This window comes from Alysiella filiformis (assembly GCF_014054525.1).
GTDB classification, from domain to species: domain Bacteria; phylum Pseudomonadota; class Gammaproteobacteria; order Burkholderiales; family Neisseriaceae; genus Simonsiella; species Simonsiella filiformis.
Map to the genome: position 1 here is coordinate 1,179,441 of NZ_CP059564.1, position 23,198 is coordinate 1,202,638.

Genomic DNA, 23,198 nt, shown 5'->3' on the forward strand with positions numbered 1-23,198 from the left:
TGCTGCTCAACAAGCCCGCTCTCCAACGCTTTCCCACGGGGAGAGAGCTGGTTTATTGGCACATTGACAGTGATTTATCCCGAGTTCGCGTTTGTTTATAAAGCATATGTGTTTTGCGTATTTGTTTGTGAGACGCATTTTGCGTAAAATCCGCCTTTTTTTGTGGGATAAGATGACACATCTTGCGCCACATCACACAACCATTTAGGAAAAAATCATGTTTCAAAAATTCACTTTAACCGCCGCAGCCGCCCTTGTTTTGGCAGCCTGTAACGGTCAAAACAACACCGCACAAAGCAGCAATGCGCCAGCAGCCAGCACACCAGCAGCCGCCAGCAGCGCGAATGTCCCCGTTGCTGCACAAGGTTCTGCTTGTGATACTGTGGTTGTGCCAGCCACGTCCAATGTTTCAGGCAGCCTGATTGAGCGCATCAACAACAAAGGCGTGATTACCGTTGGCACAGAAGGCACTTACGCCCCCTTTACCTACCACGATGCAAGCGGCAAACTTACAGGCTACGATGTGGAAGTAACCTGCGCCGTTGCCGCCAAATTAGGGGTAAAAGTGGCGTTCAACGAAACCAACTGGGATTCCATGCTGGCAGGTTTGAAAGGCGGTCGCTTTGATTTGGTGGCAAACCAAGTTGCGCTGACTTCGCCCGAACGCCAAGCCACATTTGACAAATCCGAACCATACAGTTGGAGCGGCGCAGCCATGATGGCACGCGCAGGCGAAACCCGATTCAATGCACTTGCCAACATCAAAGGCTTTAAAGCCGCCCAAACTTTGAGCAGCAACTATGGCGAAGAAGCCAAAAAAGCCGAAGCGGAAATTGTGCCTGTTGATGGCATGGCGCAAGCCTTAACTTTGGTGCAACAACAACGCGCCGATTTAACCTTAAACGACAGCTTATCGTTTTTGGATTATTTGAAGAAAAACCCCAATTCAGGTTTGCAAATTGTGTGGACGGCTGGCGCGGAAGACAAAAAAGGCGCAGGCTTGGTTGCCAATAAAGGCAATGACGAAGCATTAGCCAAAATCAGCACCGCCATCAAAGAATTGCAAGCAGACGGCACGTTGAAAAAATTGGGCGAAGAATTTTTCGGCAAAGATGTGAGCGTGCAATAATGTTTTTGGGCTGCCTGAACGCATGGTGTTCAGGCAGCCTGCATTCATTTTTTAATTTGGAATAGGAACACACAAAATGAAAAAATCATTCTCTAAAAAAATATTGGCAATGTGCGTGGCGACTGCGTTTGTTGCGCCCAATGCGTTGGCGGCAGACCCACAAGTTGTCCGTCATTGTACCGAAAATGACAGCACAACTTGCCATTTTACCTACAACTTTACCTACAACAATCCCAACAATGTGGAACAATGGCAACATAACCAAAATTACTTTGAGTGGACGCACAATAACGCACCATTGCAAAAAGAAGACTTGGCAAGCACCAATCTGAAAGTTGTGGTGTCGGGCAATGTGAAAAACAAAACCACCAACAGCACAGGCATCAAACCTTCGTCCTTTCCCAATCAAAGTTTTGAAAAAAGACATGACCATGTGGTTGGCATTTATGGCGATGCGCTTAACAGATTCGCAACGGAAGAAACCGCAGAATTGGAAGTTTTGCCCAATACCGTTGCCACTTTGTCCATGCAACCCGAAGACAGTTCGGTCATTTATGTTGTGGGCAACACCACCGCCAACATTCACAAAAATGCGCGTTTGGTTGTGAACCCCAGCTATGCCGAAGTCAATCAAGTGGACATGACACAATATGACGAAGAAAAAAAAGACGATTATCAAGCAGGTTCTGCCATTGAAGCCTATGGCGACAAAGCCAAAGTCAATAATTCTGCCGATATTGAATTAACAGGCAAAAATGCCAGTGGTGTACGCGTATACGATAATGCCACCGTAAACATGAGCAACCACAGCATTCAACTGAATGGCAACTGGACAATGGGTTTTGATACCTTAAACAAAGGCAAAATCACCGCAGACAATGTGCAAATTTCAGGCAGCGCAGAAAAAACATTCGCATTCATTGGCGACAACATTCATTTGAATAACTCAAAGGTGGATTTAACAGGCAAATCATCATTTGTTACCGACAACATCGGTGGCGATGAAACCACGATTACACAAAACATCAACAACAGCACTTTATCCGCCGAATATGGCATTTTTCTCACGCCTGATGAAGAAGACAAATTCAATTACGTCATGAATTTGCAAAACAGCACATTATCGGGTCGCACCGCTTTATTGGTTGCCCAGCCTGAAAACCTTGATGTATTCGCAGAGGGCGATGTGGTCGGCAACATCACACTCAACGCCCACAACAGCACATTATCGGGTGCCAGCATTTTGAACAATCAAAGTGCCAATGCAACAGCAAACCGCAACATCACTTTAAATTTAACCCACAACAGCACTTGGACAATTCAAAACAGCAGCGAAATTGACACGCTGAAATTGGACAATGCCACCGTAAAAATCGGCAAAGCCAATGGATACAATACTTTAACTGTCAATGGCGATTTGTCGGGCAATGGCGCATTCCACATGAACAGCGACATTGCGGGCAATCAAAGCGATTTGTTGGACGTGAAAGGTGCGGTTTCAGGCAGCCATGTTTTGCACATTGAAAACACGCGCAGCGAACCTGCCACCACAGACGGCAAATTAACCGTTGTGAAAACAGGTTCAAGTGGCGCAGACGCATTCAAATTGGGCAATGCCAAAGGTGTGGTGGAAGCTGGCAAATATTTGTATGCGCTCAAACAAAATGGCAACAACTGGCAACTGGTTTACGACAACACCCAAAAGCAGCCTGAAAACACCACGCAGCCAGCCGCTCAACCGAACACGACTGTACCTGCACAAAACGCGAACCCAGTCGCACAACCGAATACGACTGTACCTGCACAAAACGCGAACCCAGTCGCACAACCCAACACGACTGCACCTGCACAAAACGCGAACCCAGTCGCGCAACCCAACACGACTGCACCTGCACAAAACGCGAACCCAGTCGCGCAACCCAACACGACCACACCAGCGCAAAACACCACCACGCCCAGCGTAAACAAAAATTTCCGCTACGATTTGGTTGGCAGCATGGCACACGCGCAAGTTGCCACCAGCGCATTGCAAGCACAAAACCAAGTCTTGAACCAACGCCAACTTGCTTTGCACCAAGCGCAACGTTTGCATGGCGCGTGGATTTTGGGCGAAAACAGCCAGTCTGAACGCAAAAACAGCAGCGTGAATGGCGGCAATGTTTCGGGTTTCAAAGACAAATCAAACGCTTGGCAAATCGGCTTGGATAAAGAAATGGGCAATGGCTATGCGGGCGTGTTGGCGGGATACGGTCGCCACAATATTGATTATCATGTTGATTTGTATGATGATTCAAAAATCCGCAGCCACACCTTTGCCGCTTACGGTGGCTTAACAGGCAGCGATGGCTGGTTTGGCGATGCGACTTTACGCCACACGCGCTACACCGCCGAAAACCCCCAATTTGCCCGAGACCGTTTCCGCATCAACAGCTTGAATCTACAAGGCGGCAAAAATGTGGCTTTGAATGAAACTTGGACGCTGATTCCGAATGCGTCTGTTACCATTGGGCGACTTTCAGGCAGCAATATGATGAAAAACAGCACTTTGTTGCAAAGTCGCGCTGGTGTTGATGTGCAAAGCAAATGGACTTCGGCAAACGGTGTGTTGTTTCAACCCAAATTGGGCGTGTATTATGTGGGCGACCACCGTGGCGTTGATGTGGCGTTTAATCAGGAAAATTTCCGCGCCAAAAGCGCAGGCAGCCGCGTGGCAGCACGGGTGGGAACCGATGTTTTCTTCAATAAAAACAATCAAATTCACTTGAATTTGCACACCGAACACGGCAATCAATTCAAACGCCATTATGGGCTTGATGTGGGCTTGCGCCACGCTTGGTAATGTTGTCATCAACCGCGCTTTTTCTTTTGGGGGAATGCGCGGTTTGCCTTTTCAGGCTGCCTGAAAATGGCTACAATCGCTGTTTTTCAATTTTCTGCTCATGCAAGGAAAAACCATGATTGTCAAACAATTTTTTGAAGATGCCGCCGCCAAAATCAGCGAAACCATCGCCAATAGTCCCGCCAAAGATTTGGAAAAAAATGCCAAAGCCATGCTTTCGGGCGCATTGAATAAAATGGACGTGGTTACACGCGAAGAGTTTGATATTCAACAACAAATTCTCATCAAAACCCGCAGCAAATTGAGTGAGGTGGAAGCGCGTTTGGCGGCTTTGGAAGCCTTGTTGAACCAAAATGCGGTCAGTAATGCCCAAATTGACACCACCGAAAATGTTGAACACACCCAAAAAATCGCAGAATAAGGCTGCCTGAACATGAGCTTTGCCGTGGTAAACAGCCGCGCATTAAGCGGCATGAACGCGCCTTTGGTGGAAGTGGAAGTGCATTTGTCCAACGGCTTGCCCCAATGCAATATTGTGGGGCTGCCCGACACCGAAGTGAAAGAAAGCCGCGACCGTGTTCGCGCTGCCATTTTGCAAAGTGGTTTTGAATTTCCCACGCAAAAAATCACGGTCAATCTTGCCCCTGCCGATTTGCCCAAAGAATCGGGGCGTTTTGATTTGCCCATTGCGATTGGCATTTTGGCGGCAAGCGGTCAGGTTGCGCCCGATGTGTTGGCGGATTATGAATTGGCTGGCGAATTGGCACTTTCAGGCAGCTTGCGTCCGATTCGTGGGGCTTTGGCAATGGCTTTGCACAGCAAACGGGCAAATCGCGCCTTTATTTTGCCTCACGAAAATGCCCAACAAGCCGCAGTTATGCCACAAATTACCGCTTATGGCGCGCGCAGTTTGGGCGAAGTGGTGGCGCATTTGAATGGTGTTGAGCCTTTGCAACAAGTAGCGGTAGCGCAGTTCAGGCAGCCTGAAAACGCCCATTTGCCCGATTTGCGCGATGTGAAAGGGCAACACACCGCCCGTTTGGCATTGGAAATTGCAGCCGCAGGCGGACATAGCCTGTTGATGCTGGGGCCTCCTGGTACGGGCAAATCCATGTTGGCGCAACGTTTGCCGTCCATTTTGCCACCGCTTACCGATGATGAATTGGCAAGTGTGTGGGCATTGCATTCGCTGTTGCCGCAATTTTCAGGCAGCCTGCCGCAGCACACCCAACGTCCGTTTCGCGCACCGCACCATTCCGCCAGTGCAGCCGCCTTGGTGGGTGGCGGTTCAGACCCCAAACCAGGGGAAATTTCATTGGCGCACCAAGGCATTTTGTTTTTAGATGAATTGCCCGAATTTGACCGCCGCGTTTTGGAAATGTTGCGCGAACCTTTGGAAAGTGGCGAAATCCACATTTCCCGCGCCACGCGCCAAGCCACTTATCCCGCCAAATTTCAATTAATCGCCGCCATGAACCCCTGCCCATGCGGTTATTTGGGACACCCCAGCAAACCCTGCCGTTGCACCCCCGATGCCATCAAACGTTACCGCGACCGCATTTCAGGACCTTTGCTTGACCGCATTGATTTAACGATTGAAGTCCCTGCACTTGCCGCCGCCGAATTGGTCAGCGCACAGCAAGGCGAAGACAGCGCAACCGTATTACAGCGCGTGTTGGCAGCGCGTGAACGCCAATACGCGCGACAAGGCAAAACCAATGCCGCCCTGTCATCAAGCGAATTGGACGAACAAGCCGCCATTTTGTCCGAAGCGCGTGAAGCCTTGGGCGAAATTTTGGAAAGATTGTCGCTTTCCGCGCGGAGTTTCCACCGCATTTTGCGTGTGGCGCGGACTTTGGCAGATTTGGCTGGCGATGAAAACGTAACACGCGCCCATGTTTTACGCGCCATTGGTTTCAGACGTGCTTTGTAAACACGTTTCAGGCAGCCTTTCAGTGCATGATAAAAATCTTTCAGGCTGTCTGAAACCTGTCCCCTCCCCCTTACATAGGGGGAGGGGGCAGGTTTGTGGCAATATCAAAAAATGTCGTGTACTGTAGGGGGCTAATGACAATTCGTTTCGCGATTGTTTTTTCATCAAAATCGCCAACTTCTGCGTCAAAAATACGCGCCAATGGGTGGCATTGACTCGCATTTTTTCCTTGAATTTGACAGTTTTGCCTGAAAAACCAACTTCGCGCCCAAATTGTCATTAGCCCCTAAGGCAGCCTGAAAGTTAAAAAATTGAAAAAAATGGCAATTCACAACAGGGAAATGGTTAAAATATCCCCATTAACATACATCATTTCAGAAAAAGGACAACACCATGTCGCAACAACCCAACAAAGCCCCCAATCAATCCCCCGACAACAAACACTATGCCAAAAGTTTGGTGGGTTTTTTGTCGGGTTTGGTCTTGGCAACGCTGATTATCGTTGCCGTACTGCTGATGATTAACAGCAACAGCAAAAAAACCTTCAAACCCACCGAACCCGTGTTGTCCAACAACACACCGCCTGCCACCCAAACCTTAACCCCAAGCATGGGTTCAGGCGTGGTGGCGCACAACGACAATGTCAGCCCCCCAGCCACCACCAACGACAACAATCCCCCAGCCGAACCCATCGCGGCAAGCACACCCCAAAAAACCGAAACCACCACTTTGCCCAACCCCGTGGTCAAACCCACCATTGCCGATACCAACCAAACCCCACAAGCCAATGCCGATACACGGTTTAACGAACCCACATTTGAAGAAGACGACAAAAATGAACCCACTTTTGCCCCACAAACACCAAAAGTGAAACCACGCGAAACCAAGCCCGTTCGCCAAGAACAGGTGAAACCCGCAGTCAAACAGCCTGCCAAAGTTGCCACCGCCCCCAACAAAACCCCTGCTGCACCCAAACCCACACCGCAGCAAATTTTGGACAATGGCAACATTGAAAAAGCGCGTGAAGCCGCCAAACGCGAACAAATCGCCAAAAACACCAAAAATTCAGGCAGCCAAAAAGGTGGCAGCGTGGTGTTGCAAGCAGGTTCGTTCAATTCGCGCGATTATGCTGAAAGCCAACGTGCCAAATTAGCCATGCTTGGCGTGCAAGCCCAAATTGCCGAAGCCAAAGTCAATGGCAAAACCGTTTACCGCGTTCAAACCCCCAAATTACACGCCGATAAAGCCAATGACGCCAAAGCCGTTATGCGCTTAAATGGTGTGGGTGTGTATGAACGCCACGAATAATCTTCTCCATTTCACTTTAAAAACAAGGAAAAACATCATGAATTTGAAAAAATTACTCATCGCATCGGCTCTGGCTTTGGGCTTGAACGCAGGCGCATTGGCAGCCACAGAAGGCGTGGACTATGAAGTCTTGCCCAAAGCCATGCCGCAAATCCAAAAAGACAAAGTGGAAGTGTTGGAATTTTTTGGTTATTTCTGCATTCACTGCAAAAATCTTGACCCCATTTTGCTCAAACACACCAAAACATTCGCCAAAGACACCTATTTCCGCACCGAACACGTTGTGTGGGACGAAGGTCGCGACATGAATTTGGCGCGCATTACCGCCGCCGTAAACCAAGCTGGCGAAAAATACGCTGCCAATCCTGCCATTTTCGGCGCGATTTTTGACGAGAAAGTGAATTTGAGCGATGCGGGCGTAACCGCACAATGGTTGAATGCCCAAACTTCATTCAATGGCAAAAAGGTTTTGGAAGCCTACAATTCATTCAGCAACCAAGCCCAAGCCAAGCAAATGGCAGATTACACGCGCGAATACCAAGTGCAAAGCACCCCCACGCTGATTGTGGGCGGTAAATACAAAGTCATTTTTAATCAAGGATTTGAAAATGGCATGAAAACCATTGACGAATTGGTACAAAAAGTACGCGAAGAAAATGGCATGAAAGCCCCCAAACCCAAAGCTGCTGCACCCAAAAGCAAAGGTGCGTCTATTGCCAAAGCCGCTTTGAAATGATTCAGGCTGCCTGAAAACGCAAAAACGATGTTTGGGAAACTGGGCATCGTTTTTTATTGCCAATGTGAGTTTAAATTATGGACATGATTTTGTTATTCAAAGCCTTAATTTTGGGCGTGATTGAAGGTTTAACCGAATTTTTGCCGATTTCCAGCACGGGGCATTTAATCGTGTTTGGCGATTTGCTGAATTTTCACAGCAAGGGCAAAGTGTTTGAAATTGCCATACAACTGGGCGCGGTGTTGGCGGTGGTGGTGGAATATCGCCAGCGTTTTATTCGCGTTTGCACGGGCATAGGGCGCGACAATGCGGTCAATCGTTTTGTGTTGAATTTGGCGATTGCTTTTGTGCCTGCGGCGGTGGTGGGTTTGCTTTTTAATAAGCAAATCAAGGCGGTATTGTTCAATCCGATTAGCGTGGCGTGTGCTTTGGTGGTGGGCGGTTTCATCATTTTGTGGGTGGAAAAACGCGCCAGCCAATTTGTTCCCAAAGTCAAAAATGTGGACGACATGCGACCGATTGACGCGCTGATGGTGGGCGTGGCACAAATTTGTGCTTTAATTCCAGGGACTTCGCGTTCAGGCAGCACGATTATGGGCGGCATGTTGTGGGGTTTGGAGCGCAAAGTCGCAACCGAATTTTCTTTCTTTTTGGCGGTGCCGATGATGGTGGCGGCAACGGGCTACGACATCTACAAGCACCGCAACGATTTTACCGCAGATGATGTGATGTTGATTGCGGTGGGTTTTGTGGCGGCATTTGGTGCAGGTTTGCTGGCGGTACGCGCTTTGCTGAAATTTGTGGCGAGCAAAAATTATGTGCCGTTTGCTTATTATCGCATTGTTTTTGGTGGGATTATTTTGCTGACTTATGTGGCTGGCTGGGTTGAATGGGCGGATTGAGTTTCAGGCAGCCTGAAACCTTTGCAAAACTCGGTTTGTAGGGGCAGATTTCATATCTGCCCCGTTTAGGTTCGCAGAAATTTTCATTCTTATCAATAAATTGAAAAAAGGGCGGATATGAAATCCGCCCCTACGTCAGTTTTAAAGTGGATTTTGCAAAGGTTTCAGCCTGAACATATTTTTGCAACAAAAAACGTGGTGAGACCCTTATTTCGCCACGTTTTCGCATTTTCAGGCAGCCTGAAAAATCATTCTGCGATAGACCATTCAATCTCTTCGCCAGCGCACATTGGCACAACCACGCTGTCGCCAAACGCCACGCTTTCAGGCACACGTTGTGGTTTTTTGACCAAAGTGAGGGTGCGCGGATTTTCAGGCAGCCCATAAAAACGCGCCCCATTTTTGGACGCAAACGCCTCCAACTTATCCAAAGCCCCTGCTTTTTCAAAGATTTGGGCATACAGCTCAATCGCCGTCATGGCACTGAACACGCCAGCACAACCGCAAGCGTTTTCTTTGGCGTGTTTGGGGTGGGGTGCGGTGTCCGTTCCCAAAAAGAATTTGTGCGCTTTGTCGCCCGTAACCGCCTTGACCAAAGCCTGACGGTGGCTTTCGCGCTTGATAATTGGCAAGCAGTAAAAATGCGGACGCACACCGCCCACCAGCAAATGATTGCGGTTGTACATCAAATGCTGTGGCGTAACGGTTGCCGCCACATTGTCGCCACTTTCGCAAACAAGCTGGGCGGCTTCTGCGGTGGTAATGTGTTCAAAAACCACTTTTAAATTCGGAATTTGTGCCAAAATCGGACGCATGATGCGTTCCATGAACACGGCTTCGCGGTCAAAAATGTCAATTTCGGGGTCGGTTACTTCGCCATGTGTGAGAAACAAAATCCCCTGCGCCGCCATTTCTTCCAACACGGGCAATAACTTAAACAAATCGGTAACGCCACTGTCGGAATTGGTGGTTGCGCCTGCTGGATAGAGTTTGAACGCAACGATGCCTGCTGCCTTGGCTTCACGCACGGTTTGGGGCGTGGTGTTGTCGGTCAAATACAGGGTCATGAGCGGCTCAAAGGGGCAATTTGCTGGTGTGGCTGCCTGAATTTGTTTTTTGTATTCAAGTGCTTGGGCTACTGTGGTAATGGGCGGTTTCAAATTGGGCATGACCAAGGCGCGTCCCATTTGACGTGCGGTGTGTGGCACCACCGATTTGAGCGCATCGCCATCACGAAAATGCACGTGAAAATCATCGGGTTGGATTATGGTTAGGGTTTGCATGGTGGTTTCCTTACATTGAATTTTCAGGCTGCCTGAAAACGCTTTTATGATAATAATCCGTGTTGAATCAATTTCTTACGCAGAGTATTGCGGTTCAAGCCCAACATGGCGGCGGCGCGACATTGGTTGCCTTTGCATTCTTTCATCACGCGCTGCAAAAGCGGTTTTTCTACTTGAAACAAGACCATATCATACACGCCGCAAGCGGTTTGTCCGTCCAAATCGCGGAAATATTGGTTCAAATTTTGGGTAATGCAATCGGCAATATCGGGAGTGTGCTGCATGATTTTTGTGCCACAAATGACTTAAATCGCCATTTTAACCGAATTTAACAGGCGCGACCATGTTTCTGAATGGGGATATTGATGTGGGTCATTTCAGGCTGCCTGAAAGGTAAATCTGCTTGTCAAAACGGCTTTTTTTGACTACATTGCACTACATCAATCGTCTCTCAACAAAGGAAAATGCAATATGAAACAGCTCGCAATGTACATCAACGGTCGTTTTGAAACCGAATTTGCTGGCGAATACCGCAAGGTGCTGAACCCTGCCACCGAAGAAATCATCGCCCACGAACCCAAAGGCAGCGCAGACGATGTGAACCGTGCCGTTCAGGCAGCCAAAGCCGCCCAAAGCGCGTGGGAACGCTTGCCAGCCGTAGAACGCGGTGCGTATTTGCGCCAAATTGCGGCAGGCATTCGCGCCCGTGCCGATGAATTGACCGACATCATCGTTGCCGAAGGCGGCAAAACCAAAGACTTGGCACGCATTGAAGTGATGTTTACAGCCGACTACATGGATTACCAAGCGGAATGGGCAAGACGCTACGAAGGCGAAATCATTCAAAGCGACCGCCCACGCGAAAACATTTTGCTGTTCAAACGTCCATTGGGCGTGATTGCGGGGATTTTGCCGTGGAATTTCCCATTTTTCCTGATTGCACGGAAAATGGCACCTGCGCTGGTTACGGGCAACACGATTGTGGTCAAACCCAGCAGCGTTACCCCGATTAACTGCCACGTTTTCGCGGAAATTGTGCATGAAGTTGGCTTGCCAGCAGGCGTGTTCAATGTGGTAAACGGGGCTGGTGCGGAAATCGGCAACGCTTTGGCAGCCCACCCGAATGTGGATATGGTCAGCTTGACGGGTTCGGTGGAGGCGGGTCGTCAGGTTATGGCGGCTGCGGCGGACAACATCACCAAAGTTTCGCTGGAATTGGGCGGCAAAGCCCCAGCCATTGTGTTGAAAGACGCGGATTTGGATTTGGCGGTCAAATCCATTTTGGCATCGCGCGTGGGTAACACGGGGCAAATTTGCAACTGCGCCGAGCGCGTTTACGTTCACAGCAGCCTGAAAGACGCGTTCACCGAAAAAATGATTGCCGCGATGAAAGCCGTGCGTTTTGGCAACCCAGCCGAAGCTGAAGCGGGCGCATTGGAAATGGGACCTTTGATTGAAGAACGTGCCGTGCAAGCCGTAGCCGAAAAAGTGCAACGAGCCGTGTCGCAAGGCGCAACTTTGGCGTATGGCGGCAAACGCGCGGCAGGCAAAGGCTATTTCTTTGAACCCACAGTTTTGACCAATGTAAACAACGGCATGGACATCATGAAAGAAGAAACTTTCGGTCCAGTCTTGCCGATTGCCACCTTTGACACTTTGGACGAAGTGATTGATTTGGCAAACGATTGCGAATTTGGCTTGACCAGTTCCGTGTACACCACCAATTTGAACGAAGCGTTTTATGTAACGCGCCGTTTGCAGTTTGGCGAAACCTACATCAACCGCGAAAATTTTGAAGCCATGCAAGGTTTCCACGCTGGCTGGAAAAAATCGGGCATTGGCGGCGCAGACGGCAAACACGGTTTGGAAGAATATTTGCAAACGCAAGTGGTTTATTTGGAAACGAATATTTGAGTAAATTGAAATAAAAATATTTCAGGCAGCCTGAAAATAATCCCGTTGCCAAAATTCATGTTTTTCACTTTGTTGGCGCAAAAATTCAGCCAGCGTGTCAAACTGTTGATTGGCATGGTCTATTTGGTTGATTTGTTTGCGACAATCTTCGCCATCGGGCAAATTCTCCAAATACCAGCCAATGTGTTTGCGTGCAATTCGCACGCCGCCCACTTCGCCATAAAAATCGTGCATGGTTTGCAAATGCGCCAAAATCGTGTCGCAGGCTGCCTGAAAGGGCAACGGTTCAGGTAATTTGTTGTTTTCCAAATAATATTTCACATCGGCAAACAGCCATGGGTTGCCCTGTGCGCCGCGTCCCATCAAAATGCCGTCTGCACCTGTTTCTGCCAAAACTTGCGCGGCTTTTTGCGGTGAAGTGATGTCGCCATTTGCCCACACGGGTATGCCAAGTTCTTGTTTTACTTGGTGGATTAAGTCGTATTTTGCTTCGCCTTTGTACATTTGCGTGCGCGTGCGACCGTGTATCGCCAAAGCCGCAATGCCTGCCTGTTCTGCCATTTTGGCGATGGTCATGATGTTTTTGTGTTCATCGTCCCAGCCCAAACGGGTTTTTAAAGTGACTGGCACATCAACGGCTTGCACCACCGCATTCAGAATTTCATTGACCAATTTTTCGTTTTGCAACAATGCGCTGCCTGCCAACACATTGCACACTTTTTTCACGGGGCAGCCCATGTTGATGTCGATGATTTGTGCGCCATTGGCGACATGGTATTGGGCGGCGGCGGCAAGTTGAGCGGGTTCGCTGCCTGCAATTTGCACGGCAATGATGCCGTGTTCGCCTGAATGGTCGCTGCGTTGGGCGGTTTTGCGCGTGTTTTGTAAAGTCGGGTCGCTGGTGAGCATTTCGCTGACGGTGTGGTCGGCACCAAATTGCCTTGCCAACTGGCGAAACGGTTTATCGGTGATGCCCGCCATGGGCGAAAGTATCAGTTTGAATTGTTTGATTTTTTCTAAAATCGGCATGTTGATTCAAGTCCATTTATTCGCAAAAAAAGCATTCAGGCTGCCTGAACAGATTCTAAAACCAATAGCCCACATTGCCTGTGAAACCTTTCACATTTTTACCGCGCATATAGGTTATGCCACCGCGCCATGACGACCATTTTTTGTTTTGGGCGACTTCATCTTTGTGCAAACCAACGGTTACGCCATATTCTTGCATTCGGCTCAAAAAGGGTTTGTTGCCGCCCACATAGCGTGTGTCAATGACGGAATATTCCACCGCCAATTTTTTGCCTTTTAAAGTAATGGGCTGCGACAACATCACGCCATTTCGCAACATGGTTTGTTTGATTTTGGGGTCAAAAGAATAATTGCCTGTTTTGAATTTGCCTGTTTTGTAATAGCCAATCATATTGCCCAACGCCACATCAAATTTGCCCACAGGAACGGTGTAGGTACTCATCAGCGAGCCGCTCATTACCGAAGCCACCGTTGCCCTGTCTGCCGAAGCCGATAGGGTGTAGCGCACGCTGGGGGTTAAAGTCCATTTGTCGTTGAGCGGATAGCGGTAGCCCAAACCCACGCCACCGTGATAACCTTTGGCTTTGCCCACTTGGTATAGGGTTATAGGCAGGCTCACAATGATTTTTTGCCCACTATGTTCTTGAATATTAAACGAGTAGGACAATGGCAAAGTAATGGTATCCACATTGTCTTTGCTGCCATCAATGGAATACGAACCCACATTCAAGCCCAATCCCAACATACTGGCAGGGCTGCTGCTTGGGTTGTTTGATGATGATGTGGTGTTGGCAGATGAGGTGCCGTCTGCCGAATCCAAAGCATTGGCAGGCGATGACAATGCCACATTGTGTGTGGCAACAATATTGCTGCTGTCGCGCCAGCCCACATTAAAATCGCTGCTGGACACCGATGGCATCATGCCACCTGCACCTGTAATGGGGCTGCTTGCCGAAGTTTTGGCTTGCTGATTCATGATTTGACCGATGACACCGCTTTTTTTCAGCCAATCGGTAAACATGCGTTGCGATTCCTTGCGCGTGCTGCCTGTAAATGTTTGGTTGGCAATGTTCAATTCGGGCGATGTGAAAGTCAGGGTGTTGGAATGGGCGGCATAATGCAAAGTCATGTCCACATCATTGAATCGCCCTTGCACTTCGGCTGCCGATGTGCGGGTGTAGGCAGGGTTGGTTTTTTCCAGATTTTTGACCAAATCAATGAAAATTTGCGATTGATTTTGACACATGGCTTGCCCCAACACGCCATCTACGCGCGTTATCACGCCATAGCTGCTTTCGCAAGACAACTGGGCATACGCCGATGATGACAACATCACCGACATCATCAAAACCGAGTGTGGTATTTTGCGGTGCATTTTGACCCCCAAACAAGATTAACTTAACTTGATAAATTATATACACCCTGTTTACCAAAAGACACACATTCCTGCTTTCAAATGCTTTTCAGGCAGCCTGAACGTTGCAAAAATGGTCTTTGAGAATGTGTTTGCTAAATTGCGTTAATCTCGCAAATCAAATCCATAAATTTGTTAGAATTTCGGCTTTTATTGTCGCTTTCAAACGAAGGAAAACATCATGAGCTTACTCAATTCTTTGCTTTCTACTGCCGCCTCGTCTTTATTGTCTGACACAGATGGCAACGGTCAAATTCAAGCCATTGAATTGTTTCAAAAATTAACGCAACAAAATGGTGGTGTGGGCGCGGTGTTGGCGCAATTACAACAAAGCGGTTTGGACAGCATTGTGCAAAGCTGGGTGGGCAATGGCGACAACGCCCCAGTGGGCGCAGACCAACTGCAAAACGCTTTGGGTGGCGGTTTGGCGCAAGCCGCCGCGCAAATGGGCTTGGATGGCAATCAAGCCAGTAGCCTGTTGGCACAATATTTGCCCCAAATCGTCAATGGCTTAACCCCCAATGGCAACGCAGCAGACGCAGACGGCTTTGGCATGGACGACATTGCACGCCTTGCCATGCAATTTTTGAATAAATGATGTTTCAGGCAGCTTATTTCACATAATAAAAAGCTGCCTGAATATGTTATTCCCTTGATTGTATGAGCATCAAACATTGGGCAGAAGACGAACGCCCACGCGAAAAATTATTGGAACACGGCGTTGCCACATTGAGCGATGCCGAATTGTTGGCAATTTTATTGCGTGTTGGCACGCGCGGCAAAAATGCGGTGGAATTGGCGCGTGATTTGTTGCGCTATTTTGGCAGTTTGAGTGCGGTCATGCACGCCACGCCCGATGAATTGTATCAACACAAAGGCATGGGCGAAGCCAGTTTTGCCCAATTTGCCACCGTGTTGGAAATTGGGCGGCGCGTGTTGCACGAAGCCTTGCGCGATAAACCGATTTTGTCTTCGCCGCAGCAGGTGGGCGATTATTTGCGTTTGCGGATTGGGCGCGAAAAGGTGGAAGTTGCCCTTGTTTTGTTGCTCAATCAACAAAATCAGTTGATGAGCTGTGAAGAATTGTCGCGCGGCACGGTGGCGCACAACACGGTGTACATTCGTGAAGTGCTGAAATTGGCATTGCAACACCACGCCAGCGCGATTGTTTTTGCCCACAATCACCCATCAGGCAGCCTTGAACCGTCTGCCGAAGACCTTGTTTTAACACAACGTTTGCAATCGGCTTTGCATTTGTTGGACATTCAACTGCTTGACCATTTTATCATCACGGCACATGGTTGGGTGTCGTTTCAACAACGTGCTTGGCTCGCGCCGATTCAGGCAGCCTGAAAACCCTTTTCGGAATTGAATTTATGCGAAAACAAACCTTTAACGCATGGCTTTGTGCCAGTTTCATTGCCCTATCTGCCTGTTCGGTGGTGGACAGTGGCGCACTCAACCAAGAAGCCGCGCAAGAATACCGCGCCACCGTAGCCCAAGCCCACAAACAAGGCGCATTGGACAACACATCTGCCACATCACAACGCATACAACAGGTGTTCCGCCGCATGGTGCCACACGCCCAAGCCGCCAACAAAACAGGACAAGCCTTTAATTGGGAATTGGCGGTGATTCGTTCCGATGAATTGAATGCGTGGGCAATGCCAGGGGGCAAAATGGCGGTGTACACAGGCATTGTGGAAAAATTAAAATTGAGCGATGACGAAATCGCCGCCATTGTGGGACACGAAATGACCCACGCCCTGCTGGAACACAGCAAAAAAGAAGCCAATCGCAGCGTGGGTTTGGGGATTTTAACGCAATTAGGCGGCAACGCTTTGGCGGCATACACAGGCGTGAACCCCGAATTGGTGGGATTGGGCGTGAATTTAGCCAGCGATTTGGGCGTACAAAAACCATTTAGCCGCAGCGCAGAACGCGAAGCCGATGTGGGCGGATTAAAATTGATGGCACAAGCAGGTTACAATCCCCAAGCCGCCGTAACCGTGTGGCAAAAAATGAACGCCATGGAAAACAACAACACCGTTTTGAACAAAATCGCGTCCACCCACCCCACCAATAATGCGCGAATCAAATTGATTCAAGACGAATTGCCCAAAGTCATGCCGTTGTATCAACAGGCAGTTGGGCGAAAATAAATGTTCAGGCAGCCTGAAAACTTGAATTTGACGATAATTGCCCCATTTACATAAAATGGCTTTTTCCCACAATCTGATTTTTTGAAGGAATGACACAATGGCAGTGAAATTGCATACCAACTTCGGCGTGATTACTTTGGAACTCGACCACCAAAACGCCCCCATTACCGCCGCCAATTTTGAACAATATGTGAAAGACGGTTTTTACGATGGTGTGATTTTTCATCGCGTGATTAAAGGTTTCATGATTCAAGGCGGCGGCATGGACGCTGACATGAACGAAAAACCCACCCGCGAATCCATCCAAAACGAAGCACACAATGGCTTGAAAAACGACAAATACACCATTGCGATGGCGCGTACTTCCGCACCGCATTCAGCCAGCGCACAGTTTTTCATCAACACCGCCCACAATGATTTCTTGAATTTCCGTGGCAAAGAATTGCACGGCAAACCTGTGGTGCAAGAATGGGGCTATGCCGTATTTGGCAAAGTAACAGATGGCTTTGACGCGGTGGACGCGATTGAAAACGTGGCAACCAAACGCCATGGCTACCACGATGATGTGCCTGTTGATGCGGTGGTGATTACCAAAGCAGAAATCGTTTAAAATCAAGATATTTGATATTCAGGCAGCCTGAAAACGCTTTGATGGGGTTTCAGGCTGCCTTTCACTGCCCGACACAATTTGGAAAAGCGGCTTGATTGATGTTATTTGCGCCGAATCACAAGGGTAAACACCCCATCTTGCGCGGTACTTGACAGCAATTCATGCCCTGTATGTTGGCAAAACGCGACAAAATCATCGGGCGCACCCGCATCGGTTGCCAGCACGGTGAGCAATGTGCCGCTTTCCAGTTTTGCCAAGGCTTTTTTGCTGTGCAAAATGGGCATGGGGCATTTTAAGCCCTTTAAATCCAAAGTCATTTCATTCATATTGCTTGAACTCCTGTTTTAAATGGCATATTTTTTGACAAAATGATAACATATTGGGTTTAAAATTTGGCTTGGCATTTTCTACAAAGGACAACATAATGCAAAAACTTTTCCCCAAAACCATGCAAAAAATCGCCACCATTGAAGGCTTTCAAGGCGCGGTTATCGTGAATTTTGGCACCAAAGAAGTGCTGGATTATCAAGAAAATGCGCCTTTGGATTTGCGTCAAGTTGGCGAAGTGTGTGCCAATATGGTGCAACGCCATGCCAATATGGTCAAAGTTTTGGAATTGAGCGATGTTGCCGAACGCATTTTGATTACCACCAAATTGCATTATCATATTATTTATTTGGTGCCGCAGTTTGAAAGCGTGGCAATTTATGTGATTGTGAAACGCTACACCATGTTGTCGTATGTGACACAAGTGGTTGAAGATGCGGTGTATTCCATGCATTAAAATGGCTTTTGGGCAGCCTGAACATTGCCAACCCCATCAACAAAGGGTTGGCAATTTTTATTGGGGCAAACCCATGCGTTTCAAATACATGCCTGTGCCGTAAATCAGGCTGCCCAACAAACCCAATAGCACAAAAATCACGCCTTTTTTTCGTGCGTTGGGGCAAACCCAATACACGCTCAAACTGAAACTGAAAAACAGCGACATTGCCACCCATTTCATTTGGGGGGTGTTGGCGTAGCGGTCTAGGGTGTGGGTTTCGCTCAACATCACATACATTTGCCACACCACCGCCAACACCAGCAGCACCATGCCGCTCAATAGGCAAATCAATGCCCAATCCAATATACTCATGATGATTTTCCTGTGTTTTTCAGGTTGCCTAAAAGGGCAATGCTGCCTGAAAAATCCCAAATAAACGCCCAAATTAGGCTGTCTGAAAACGCAATTATAGCCTGAAATGCGTGTACAATTTCGCCACACATTTGTAAAGGAAAAAATATGTGGACATTTGATTTAATCATGGCTTTGCTGCTGGCGGGTGCGGCGGCAGGTTTTTTGGCAGGCTTGTTGGGCGTGGGCGGTGGCACGATTATTGTGCCGATTGTGCTGTGGCTGTTGCACCAGCAGGGCGTGATTGGCGAATACAATCAACACATTGCCTTGGGGACATCGTTTGCGATTATGGTGTTTACCACTTTGTCCAGCGCGTGGGCGCAACACAAGCGGCAGGCAATCAATTGGCACATTGTGCGGTATTTGTCGCCAGCTATGGTTGTGGGCAGTTTGGTGGGTTCGGCGGTGGCAAAATATTTGCCCACGGCGTTTTTGCAAGGTTTTTTTATTGTGTTTTTGTATGTGATTTCGGTGCAGATGTTGTTGAAATTGAAACCGAAACCCACACGCCAATTACCTCAAAAATGGGGTTTATTGGGGGCAGGTAAAGTGATTGGTTTGTTGTCCAGTTGGGTGGGGATTGGTGGTGGTTCGCTTTCCGTTCCCTTTATGGTGTATTGCAATGTGCCGATGCACATGGCAACAGGCACTTCGGCGGCTTTGGCTTGGGCGATGTCGGTGTCGGGATTGTTGGGTTTTGTGGCAACGGGCTGGGGCGTGGCAGGGCTGCCTGAACACACTTTGGGATTCATCTATTTGCCTGCGGTGGCGGCATTGGCGGTGTGTACGATGACTTTCGCCCCTTTGGGCGTGAAGGTGGCACACAAAATGTCGCCCGATAAATTGAAAATGGCAATGGGCATTTTGCTTTTGCTCATTGCCACGCAAATGCTTTGGAAAATGATGGGCTAATTTTTAACGTCAGTTTGAGATAAGGCACTGTTAATTTGAAACCTTTGCAAAACTCGGTTTGTAGGGGCAGATTTCATATCTGCCCCGTTTAGGTTCGCAGAAATTTTCATTCTTATCAATAAATTGAAAAAAGGGCGGATATGAAATCCGCCCCTACGTCAGTTTAAAAGTAGGTTTTGCAAAGGTTTCAATTTGCCAACAAACCAGCCCTCTCAACCAATGGGAAAGCGTTGGAGAGAGGGCTATTGAGCCGCAACCCTCTCCCCAGCCCTCTCCCATAGGGAGAGGGAGTAAATTACTTCAATTTATCAATGATTTTTATCACGAACTCACGTTTTTTACTGTTTGTCGCCCCAATCTTCGCGGATTTGCTTGGCTGCCTGAAAATAATCGCGCAATGCGGCTTTGTTGCCCGATTTCAGGCAGCCTGAAAGATACGCCAACTGATTTTGTTGTGCTGCAATCAAATCCAGCATACTGCTTTGATTTGCCAGCATAATGTCTGCCCACATTTCGGGATTGCTGGCGGCAATGCGCGTGAAATCCCGAAAACCGCTCCCAGCAAAATCCAAATAATGTGCGCCTTTGGGGTGGTCAAGCATTTGATGAACATAGGCAAATGCCAACAAATGCGGCAAATGCGACACCGCCGCAAAAATCTCATCGTGTTCATCGGCTGGCATGATGTGGGTGTGTGCGCCCACGCTTTGCCACAATTTCGCCACCGTGTTCAGGCAGGCTGAATCTTGCTGTTCGTGCGGACACAAAATCAATTTTTTGTTTTGATACAAGGCAAATTGCGCCGCCAACGCGCCACTTCGGTCAGAACCTGCAATCGGGTGGCTTGCCACGCAACGCGCAAAATGACGCGGCAAATGCTGCCTGAAAGCCTCAATCGCAGAAACTTTGGTGCTGCCCACATCGCTCACAATGGCGTGTTCAGGCAGCCATGTTGCCAATTTGGCGCAAATGGACGGCAAAGTCGCCACAGGCGTGGCAACGACCACCCAATCTGCCGATGAAATGGCTTCGGCACAAATTTCGCCAAATGCGCGGTCTATAACGTGGCGTTCCAGAGCGCGATTGAGGTTTTCGCTATCCAAATCAATGCCATAAACGGTTTGGACTTGCTTGTGGCGTTTCAAATCCAGCACCAGCGAGCCGCCAATCAAACCCACGCCAATTAAAGTGATTTGCCGCAACATCACAACCAAGCGTCCAAAAATTCAGCCCAATGGGCTTTTTCATCTGCCAATTCAACAAGGTATTCGTGCAATTTTTCCACTTCGTGTTCGTATTCTTGTGGATTGAGTGCGCCTGTCATCAATCTGAATCTTTGGTAAACAAGGTAGGTGTTTGCCACATCGGTTTCGCAATAATCGCGGATTTCGTTGATTTTGCCGTCCAAAAAGGCTTGCCAAACTTGGCTGCCGTCCATGCCCATTTTGCCGACAAAGCCGCACATTTTCGCCAAATCGTCCAAAGGCGCATTGGCGCGACCTGTGTACATTGCCAACAAATCCATCAAATCACAATGGCGCGAATGGTAGCGGCTTATGTAGTTGTTCCATTTGAAATCTTTGCTGTCGCGGAAATCGCCATCGCCCATGTCCCAATAACGCGCAGCCTGAATGCCGTGCACCAAAGCGCGATAGTGCAACACGGGCAAGTCAAAACCGCCGCCGTTCCAGCTCACGAGCTGTGGCGTGTATTTGTCAATCAATTTGAAAAATTCGGCGATGGTTTCGCTTTCGCTGCTGTCGGGTTTGCCGAGTGTGCCGATGTGGATTTTGTCGCCCCAACGCAGGCAGCATGAAATTGCCACAATTTTGTGCAAATGATGGGGCATGAAATCGCTGCCCGTTTTCGCACGGCGTTGTTGGAAGGCGTATTCGGCAACTTCCGCGTCCGTTAGGCTTTCAGGCAGCTTTTCCAGCAGGCGAATGGCGGCTGTGTCGGGTATGGTTTCAATGTCAAATGTGAGTATGGGGGTCATGGAAAAATCCTTGTTTTGAATGATGAAATGCTTTTTCAGGCAGCCTTGCAGTGTATGATAATTTTTGATGGTGCCGCAAACCTACTCCCTCCCCCTGTGAAAGGGGGAGGGCTGGGGTGGGGGTTAGAAAGCCAATGTGCCACCCCCACCCTAACCCTCCCCCGCCAGACGGGGGAGGGGACAGATTGCAGGCAGAAACCTTTGCAAAACTCAATTCGTAGGGGCAGATTTCATATCTGCCCTTTTTTTCAATTTATTGATAACGCGATTTCGGAATAAAAGTGATTGATAAATTTAAGTCACTTTGCTCCCTCTCCCTGTGGGAGAGGGCTGGGGAGAGGGTATGCTGCTCAACAAGCCCTCTCTCCAACGCTTTCCCATAGGGAGAGAGGGCAGGTTTGTTGGCAAATTGACAGTGACTTATCCCGAGTTCACGTTATTGATAAAAATAAAAATTTCTGCAATTCTAAACAGGGCAGATATGAAATCTGCCCCTACAAACCGAGTTTTGCAAAAGTTTCAGGCAGCCAAATCACTTTTGTTGTGTATCGCAAGGCAGCCTGAAAATGCTGTTTAGGCTCAAATCTTTGGGTATTCATTGACTTGGCTTGCTTTTTTAAAAAGTCAGTCGCCGAAAGCAACAACCTTATTGTTTGCAAAACATTTGGATTGTAAACGAAAAACGCTTTTCAGGCAGCTTTGCCAAAAAATCGCAAAACATCAACCCCAAAACGAAAAAAATGTAATTTTGTTGGCAAAAAGAATGCGGCTTGGGCATAATCACGCCTTTCCTTTTGATTATTTTAAAATATGAAACAGAACATTGCCCTACGCATTTTCACAAGCACCTTAATTTTGGCATTGTCTGCTTGTGGCGAAACGCCAGCAAGCAAAGCCCAAGCCGCCCCCGTTGCCAAGCCGCCCCCGTTGCCAAGCAGCCCATGCAATCCACCCAAGTGGCAGCCGCACCCACCAAAGTGGGTCAAGGTGTGCCAGATGATGTGGCAAAACAAATCGCCAGCACGCTGGAAAAAAATTACGCCGACCAAAAATTGCAAGTCTTGCAAGTCAATACCACACCCATTGCCAACATTTACGAAGTGGTGATGAACGGCAAACAAATCGCCTACACCGATTCAACCGGCACTTATATGTTTGTGGGCGATTTGATTGAAACCACACAAGGTCGCAGCTTAACCGAAGAACGCAAATCCGATTTGAACGTGATTGATTTTGGCAGCCTGCCTTTGGACAAAGCCATTAAAGAAGTACGCGGTAACGGTAAATTGGTGGTGGCGGCGTTTTCCGACCCCGACTGCCCATTCTGCAAACGCTTGGAGCGCGAATTGGCAAAAATGACCGATGTAACCATCTACAATTTCATGATGCCGATTGATTCGTTGCACCCCAATGGTCGCCGCAAAGCCGTGCAAATCATGTGCCAACCCAATCCCACCAAAGCGTGGAACGAATGGATGCGCGAAGGCAAAATGCCACCCAAAGTTGCCGAATGCAAAAATCCTGTGAACGAAACCACCGCTTTGGGCGAAAGTTTTGGCTTTAACGGTACGCCCACCATGGTGTTCCCAAATGGTAAAGTTCAGGCAGGCTACGCGCCTATGCCGCAATTGGAAGCCATTATCAAACAAAATCAACAGTAATGATTTTTCAGGCTGCCTTTCAATGCGCGACAAAAATTGTCGTGTGGTAAAAAGCAGCCTGAAAAGCAGGGGGAGATGGCATATCTGCCCCCTTTTTTCTTGCCAAAAAATCATTAAATTGGACATTTTGTCCAATAATGATGTTGATTGTCCAATTCTAATGCCATTGTCTTGCGAATTTTGTCCAAAA

22 protein-coding genes and 1 pseudogene are annotated in these 23,198 nt (G+C 48.4%); 15 read left to right on the plus strand and 8 right to left on the minus strand.

Annotated elements, in window-relative coordinates; all coding sequences use genetic code 11:
• The first annotated feature begins 217 nt into the window (after positions 1-217).
• From H3L97_RS05855 to H3L97_RS05885, 7 genes are all read left to right on the plus strand, one after another.
• A complete protein-coding gene (locus tag H3L97_RS05855; protein WP_097114983.1) occupies positions 218-1,129 on the plus strand; it encodes an amino acid ABC transporter substrate-binding protein in 912 nt (303 codons plus the stop codon).
• Positions 1,130-1,205: 76 nt separating this feature from the next.
• Positions 1,206-3,968 carry an autotransporter outer membrane beta-barrel domain-containing protein gene (locus tag H3L97_RS05860; protein ID WP_097114982.1) on the plus strand — a complete coding sequence of 921 codons (2,763 nt, stop codon included), beginning with the start codon at positions 1,206-1,208 and terminating at the stop codon, positions 3,966-3,968.
• A 115-nt stretch (positions 3,969-4,083) separates the two neighbouring features.
• Positions 4,084-4,389, plus strand: coding sequence for an accessory factor UbiK family protein (locus H3L97_RS05865; RefSeq protein ID WP_097114981.1), 306 nt, complete (start codon positions 4,084-4,086; stop codon positions 4,387-4,389).
• Between the two features lie 12 nt (positions 4,390-4,401).
• Positions 4,402-5,901: a YifB family Mg chelatase-like AAA ATPase gene (locus tag H3L97_RS05870; protein ID WP_097114980.1), complete on the plus strand. Its 1,500-nt coding sequence runs from the start codon at positions 4,402-4,404 to the stop codon at positions 5,899-5,901.
• 393 nt (positions 5,902-6,294) lie between these two features.
• Positions 6,295-7,209, plus strand: coding sequence for an SPOR domain-containing protein (locus H3L97_RS05875; protein WP_097114979.1), 915 nt, complete (start codon positions 6,295-6,297; stop codon positions 7,207-7,209).
• Positions 7,210-7,246: 37 nt separating this feature from the next.
• Positions 7,247-7,945 carry a thiol:disulfide interchange protein DsbA/DsbL gene (locus H3L97_RS05880; protein WP_097114978.1) on the plus strand — a complete coding sequence of 233 codons (699 nt, stop codon included), beginning with the start codon at positions 7,247-7,249 and terminating at the stop codon, positions 7,943-7,945.
• Between the two features lie 77 nt (positions 7,946-8,022).
• Positions 8,023-8,847, plus strand: a complete 825-nt coding sequence (locus tag H3L97_RS05885; RefSeq protein ID WP_097114977.1) for an undecaprenyl-diphosphate phosphatase — start codon at positions 8,023-8,025, stop codon at positions 8,845-8,847.
• Between the two features lie 248 nt (positions 8,848-9,095).
• Here H3L97_RS05885 and pyrC read toward each other — a convergent pair whose 3' ends face one another.
• Both pyrC and H3L97_RS05895 read right to left on the minus strand, forming a co-directional pair.
• Positions 9,096-10,130: a dihydroorotase gene (gene pyrC, locus H3L97_RS05890; RefSeq protein WP_097114976.1), complete on the minus strand. Its 1,035-nt coding sequence runs from the start codon at positions 10,128-10,130 to the stop codon at positions 9,096-9,098.
• Positions 10,131-10,174: 44 nt separating this feature from the next.
• On the minus strand, positions 10,175-10,414 hold the full coding sequence (locus tag H3L97_RS05895; protein WP_097114975.1) for a Fis family transcriptional regulator: 240 nt from the start codon (positions 10,412-10,414) through the stop codon (positions 10,175-10,177).
• Between the two features lie 187 nt (positions 10,415-10,601).
• Here H3L97_RS05895 and aldA point away from each other — a divergent pair, with 187 nt between their 5' ends.
• Positions 10,602-12,044 (plus strand): aldehyde dehydrogenase, encoded by a 1,443-nt coding sequence (gene aldA, locus H3L97_RS05900; RefSeq protein WP_097114974.1) that lies wholly within the window; start codon positions 10,602-10,604, stop codon positions 12,042-12,044.
• A gap of 21 nt (positions 12,045-12,065) precedes the next feature.
• Here the strand turns inward: aldA and dusB are convergent, their stop codons facing one another.
• Together dusB and H3L97_RS05910 are read right to left on the minus strand one after the other, a co-directional pair.
• Entirely contained in the window at positions 12,066-13,073 is a 1,008-nt protein-coding gene (dusB, locus tag H3L97_RS05905) for a tRNA dihydrouridine synthase DusB (RefSeq protein ID WP_097114973.1), read from the minus strand.
• A gap of 55 nt (positions 13,074-13,128) precedes the next feature.
• Positions 13,129-14,448: a hypothetical protein gene (locus H3L97_RS05910; protein ID WP_097114972.1), complete on the minus strand. Its 1,320-nt coding sequence runs from the start codon at positions 14,446-14,448 to the stop codon at positions 13,129-13,131.
• Between the two features lie 220 nt (positions 14,449-14,668).
• Between H3L97_RS05910 and H3L97_RS05915 the strand changes: the two genes are divergently transcribed.
• From H3L97_RS05915 to H3L97_RS05930, 4 genes are all read left to right on the plus strand, one after another.
• Complete coding sequence (locus H3L97_RS05915) at positions 14,669-15,085, plus strand: YidB family protein (protein ID WP_097114971.1); 417 nt, start codon at positions 14,669-14,671, stop codon at positions 15,083-15,085.
• Positions 15,086-15,147: 62 nt separating this feature from the next.
• Entirely contained in the window at positions 15,148-15,840 is a 693-nt protein-coding gene (radC, locus tag H3L97_RS05920; RefSeq protein ID WP_097114970.1) for a RadC family protein, read from the plus strand.
• 23 nt (positions 15,841-15,863) lie between these two features.
• The gene (locus tag H3L97_RS05925; RefSeq protein WP_097114969.1) at positions 15,864-16,649 is read left to right on the plus strand and encodes a M48 family metallopeptidase; all 786 of its coding nucleotides are present in this window, start codon (positions 15,864-15,866) and stop codon (positions 16,647-16,649) included.
• Between the two features lie 97 nt (positions 16,650-16,746).
• On the plus strand, positions 16,747-17,259 hold the full coding sequence (locus H3L97_RS05930; protein WP_097114968.1) for a peptidylprolyl isomerase: 513 nt from the start codon (positions 16,747-16,749) through the stop codon (positions 17,257-17,259).
• A gap of 101 nt (positions 17,260-17,360) precedes the next feature.
• Here the strand turns inward: H3L97_RS05930 and H3L97_RS05935 are convergent, their stop codons facing one another.
• Entirely contained in the window at positions 17,361-17,585 is a 225-nt protein-coding gene (locus H3L97_RS05935; protein WP_097114967.1) for a sulfurtransferase TusA family protein, read from the minus strand.
• Between the two features lie 98 nt (positions 17,586-17,683).
• Between H3L97_RS05935 and H3L97_RS05940 the strand changes: the two genes are divergently transcribed.
• Positions 17,684-18,043 carry a hypothetical protein gene (locus tag H3L97_RS05940; protein ID WP_097114966.1) on the plus strand — a complete coding sequence of 120 codons (360 nt, stop codon included), beginning with the start codon at positions 17,684-17,686 and terminating at the stop codon, positions 18,041-18,043.
• A gap of 57 nt (positions 18,044-18,100) precedes the next feature.
• On the opposite strand, the gene H3L97_RS05945 is transcribed toward H3L97_RS05940, so the two are convergent.
• Positions 18,101-18,397, minus strand: a complete 297-nt coding sequence (locus tag H3L97_RS05945) for a hypothetical protein (protein WP_097114965.1) — start codon at positions 18,395-18,397, stop codon at positions 18,101-18,103.
• Between the two features lie 147 nt (positions 18,398-18,544).
• Between H3L97_RS05945 and H3L97_RS05950 the strand changes: the two genes are divergently transcribed.
• On the plus strand, positions 18,545-19,351 hold the full coding sequence (locus tag H3L97_RS05950) for a sulfite exporter TauE/SafE family protein (RefSeq protein ID WP_097114964.1): 807 nt from the start codon (positions 18,545-18,547) through the stop codon (positions 19,349-19,351).
• Between the two features lie 338 nt (positions 19,352-19,689).
• Here H3L97_RS05950 and H3L97_RS05955 read toward each other — a convergent pair whose 3' ends face one another.
• Together H3L97_RS05955 and H3L97_RS05960 are read right to left on the minus strand one after the other, a co-directional pair.
• Entirely contained in the window at positions 19,690-20,556 is an 867-nt protein-coding gene (locus H3L97_RS05955) for a prephenate dehydrogenase (RefSeq protein WP_097114963.1), read from the minus strand.
• Positions 20,556-21,347: a 3'-5' exonuclease gene (locus tag H3L97_RS05960; RefSeq protein ID WP_097114962.1), complete on the minus strand. Its 792-nt coding sequence runs from the start codon at positions 21,345-21,347 to the stop codon at positions 20,556-20,558. The genes H3L97_RS05955 and H3L97_RS05960 overlap by 1 nt, the downstream gene beginning before the upstream one ends.
• Before the next feature lie 810 nt (positions 21,348-22,157).
• Here H3L97_RS05960 and H3L97_RS05965 point away from each other — a divergent pair.
• A pseudogene (locus H3L97_RS05965) lies at positions 22,158-23,008 on the plus strand (DsbC family protein).
• Positions 23,009-23,198: the final 190 nt, after the last annotated feature.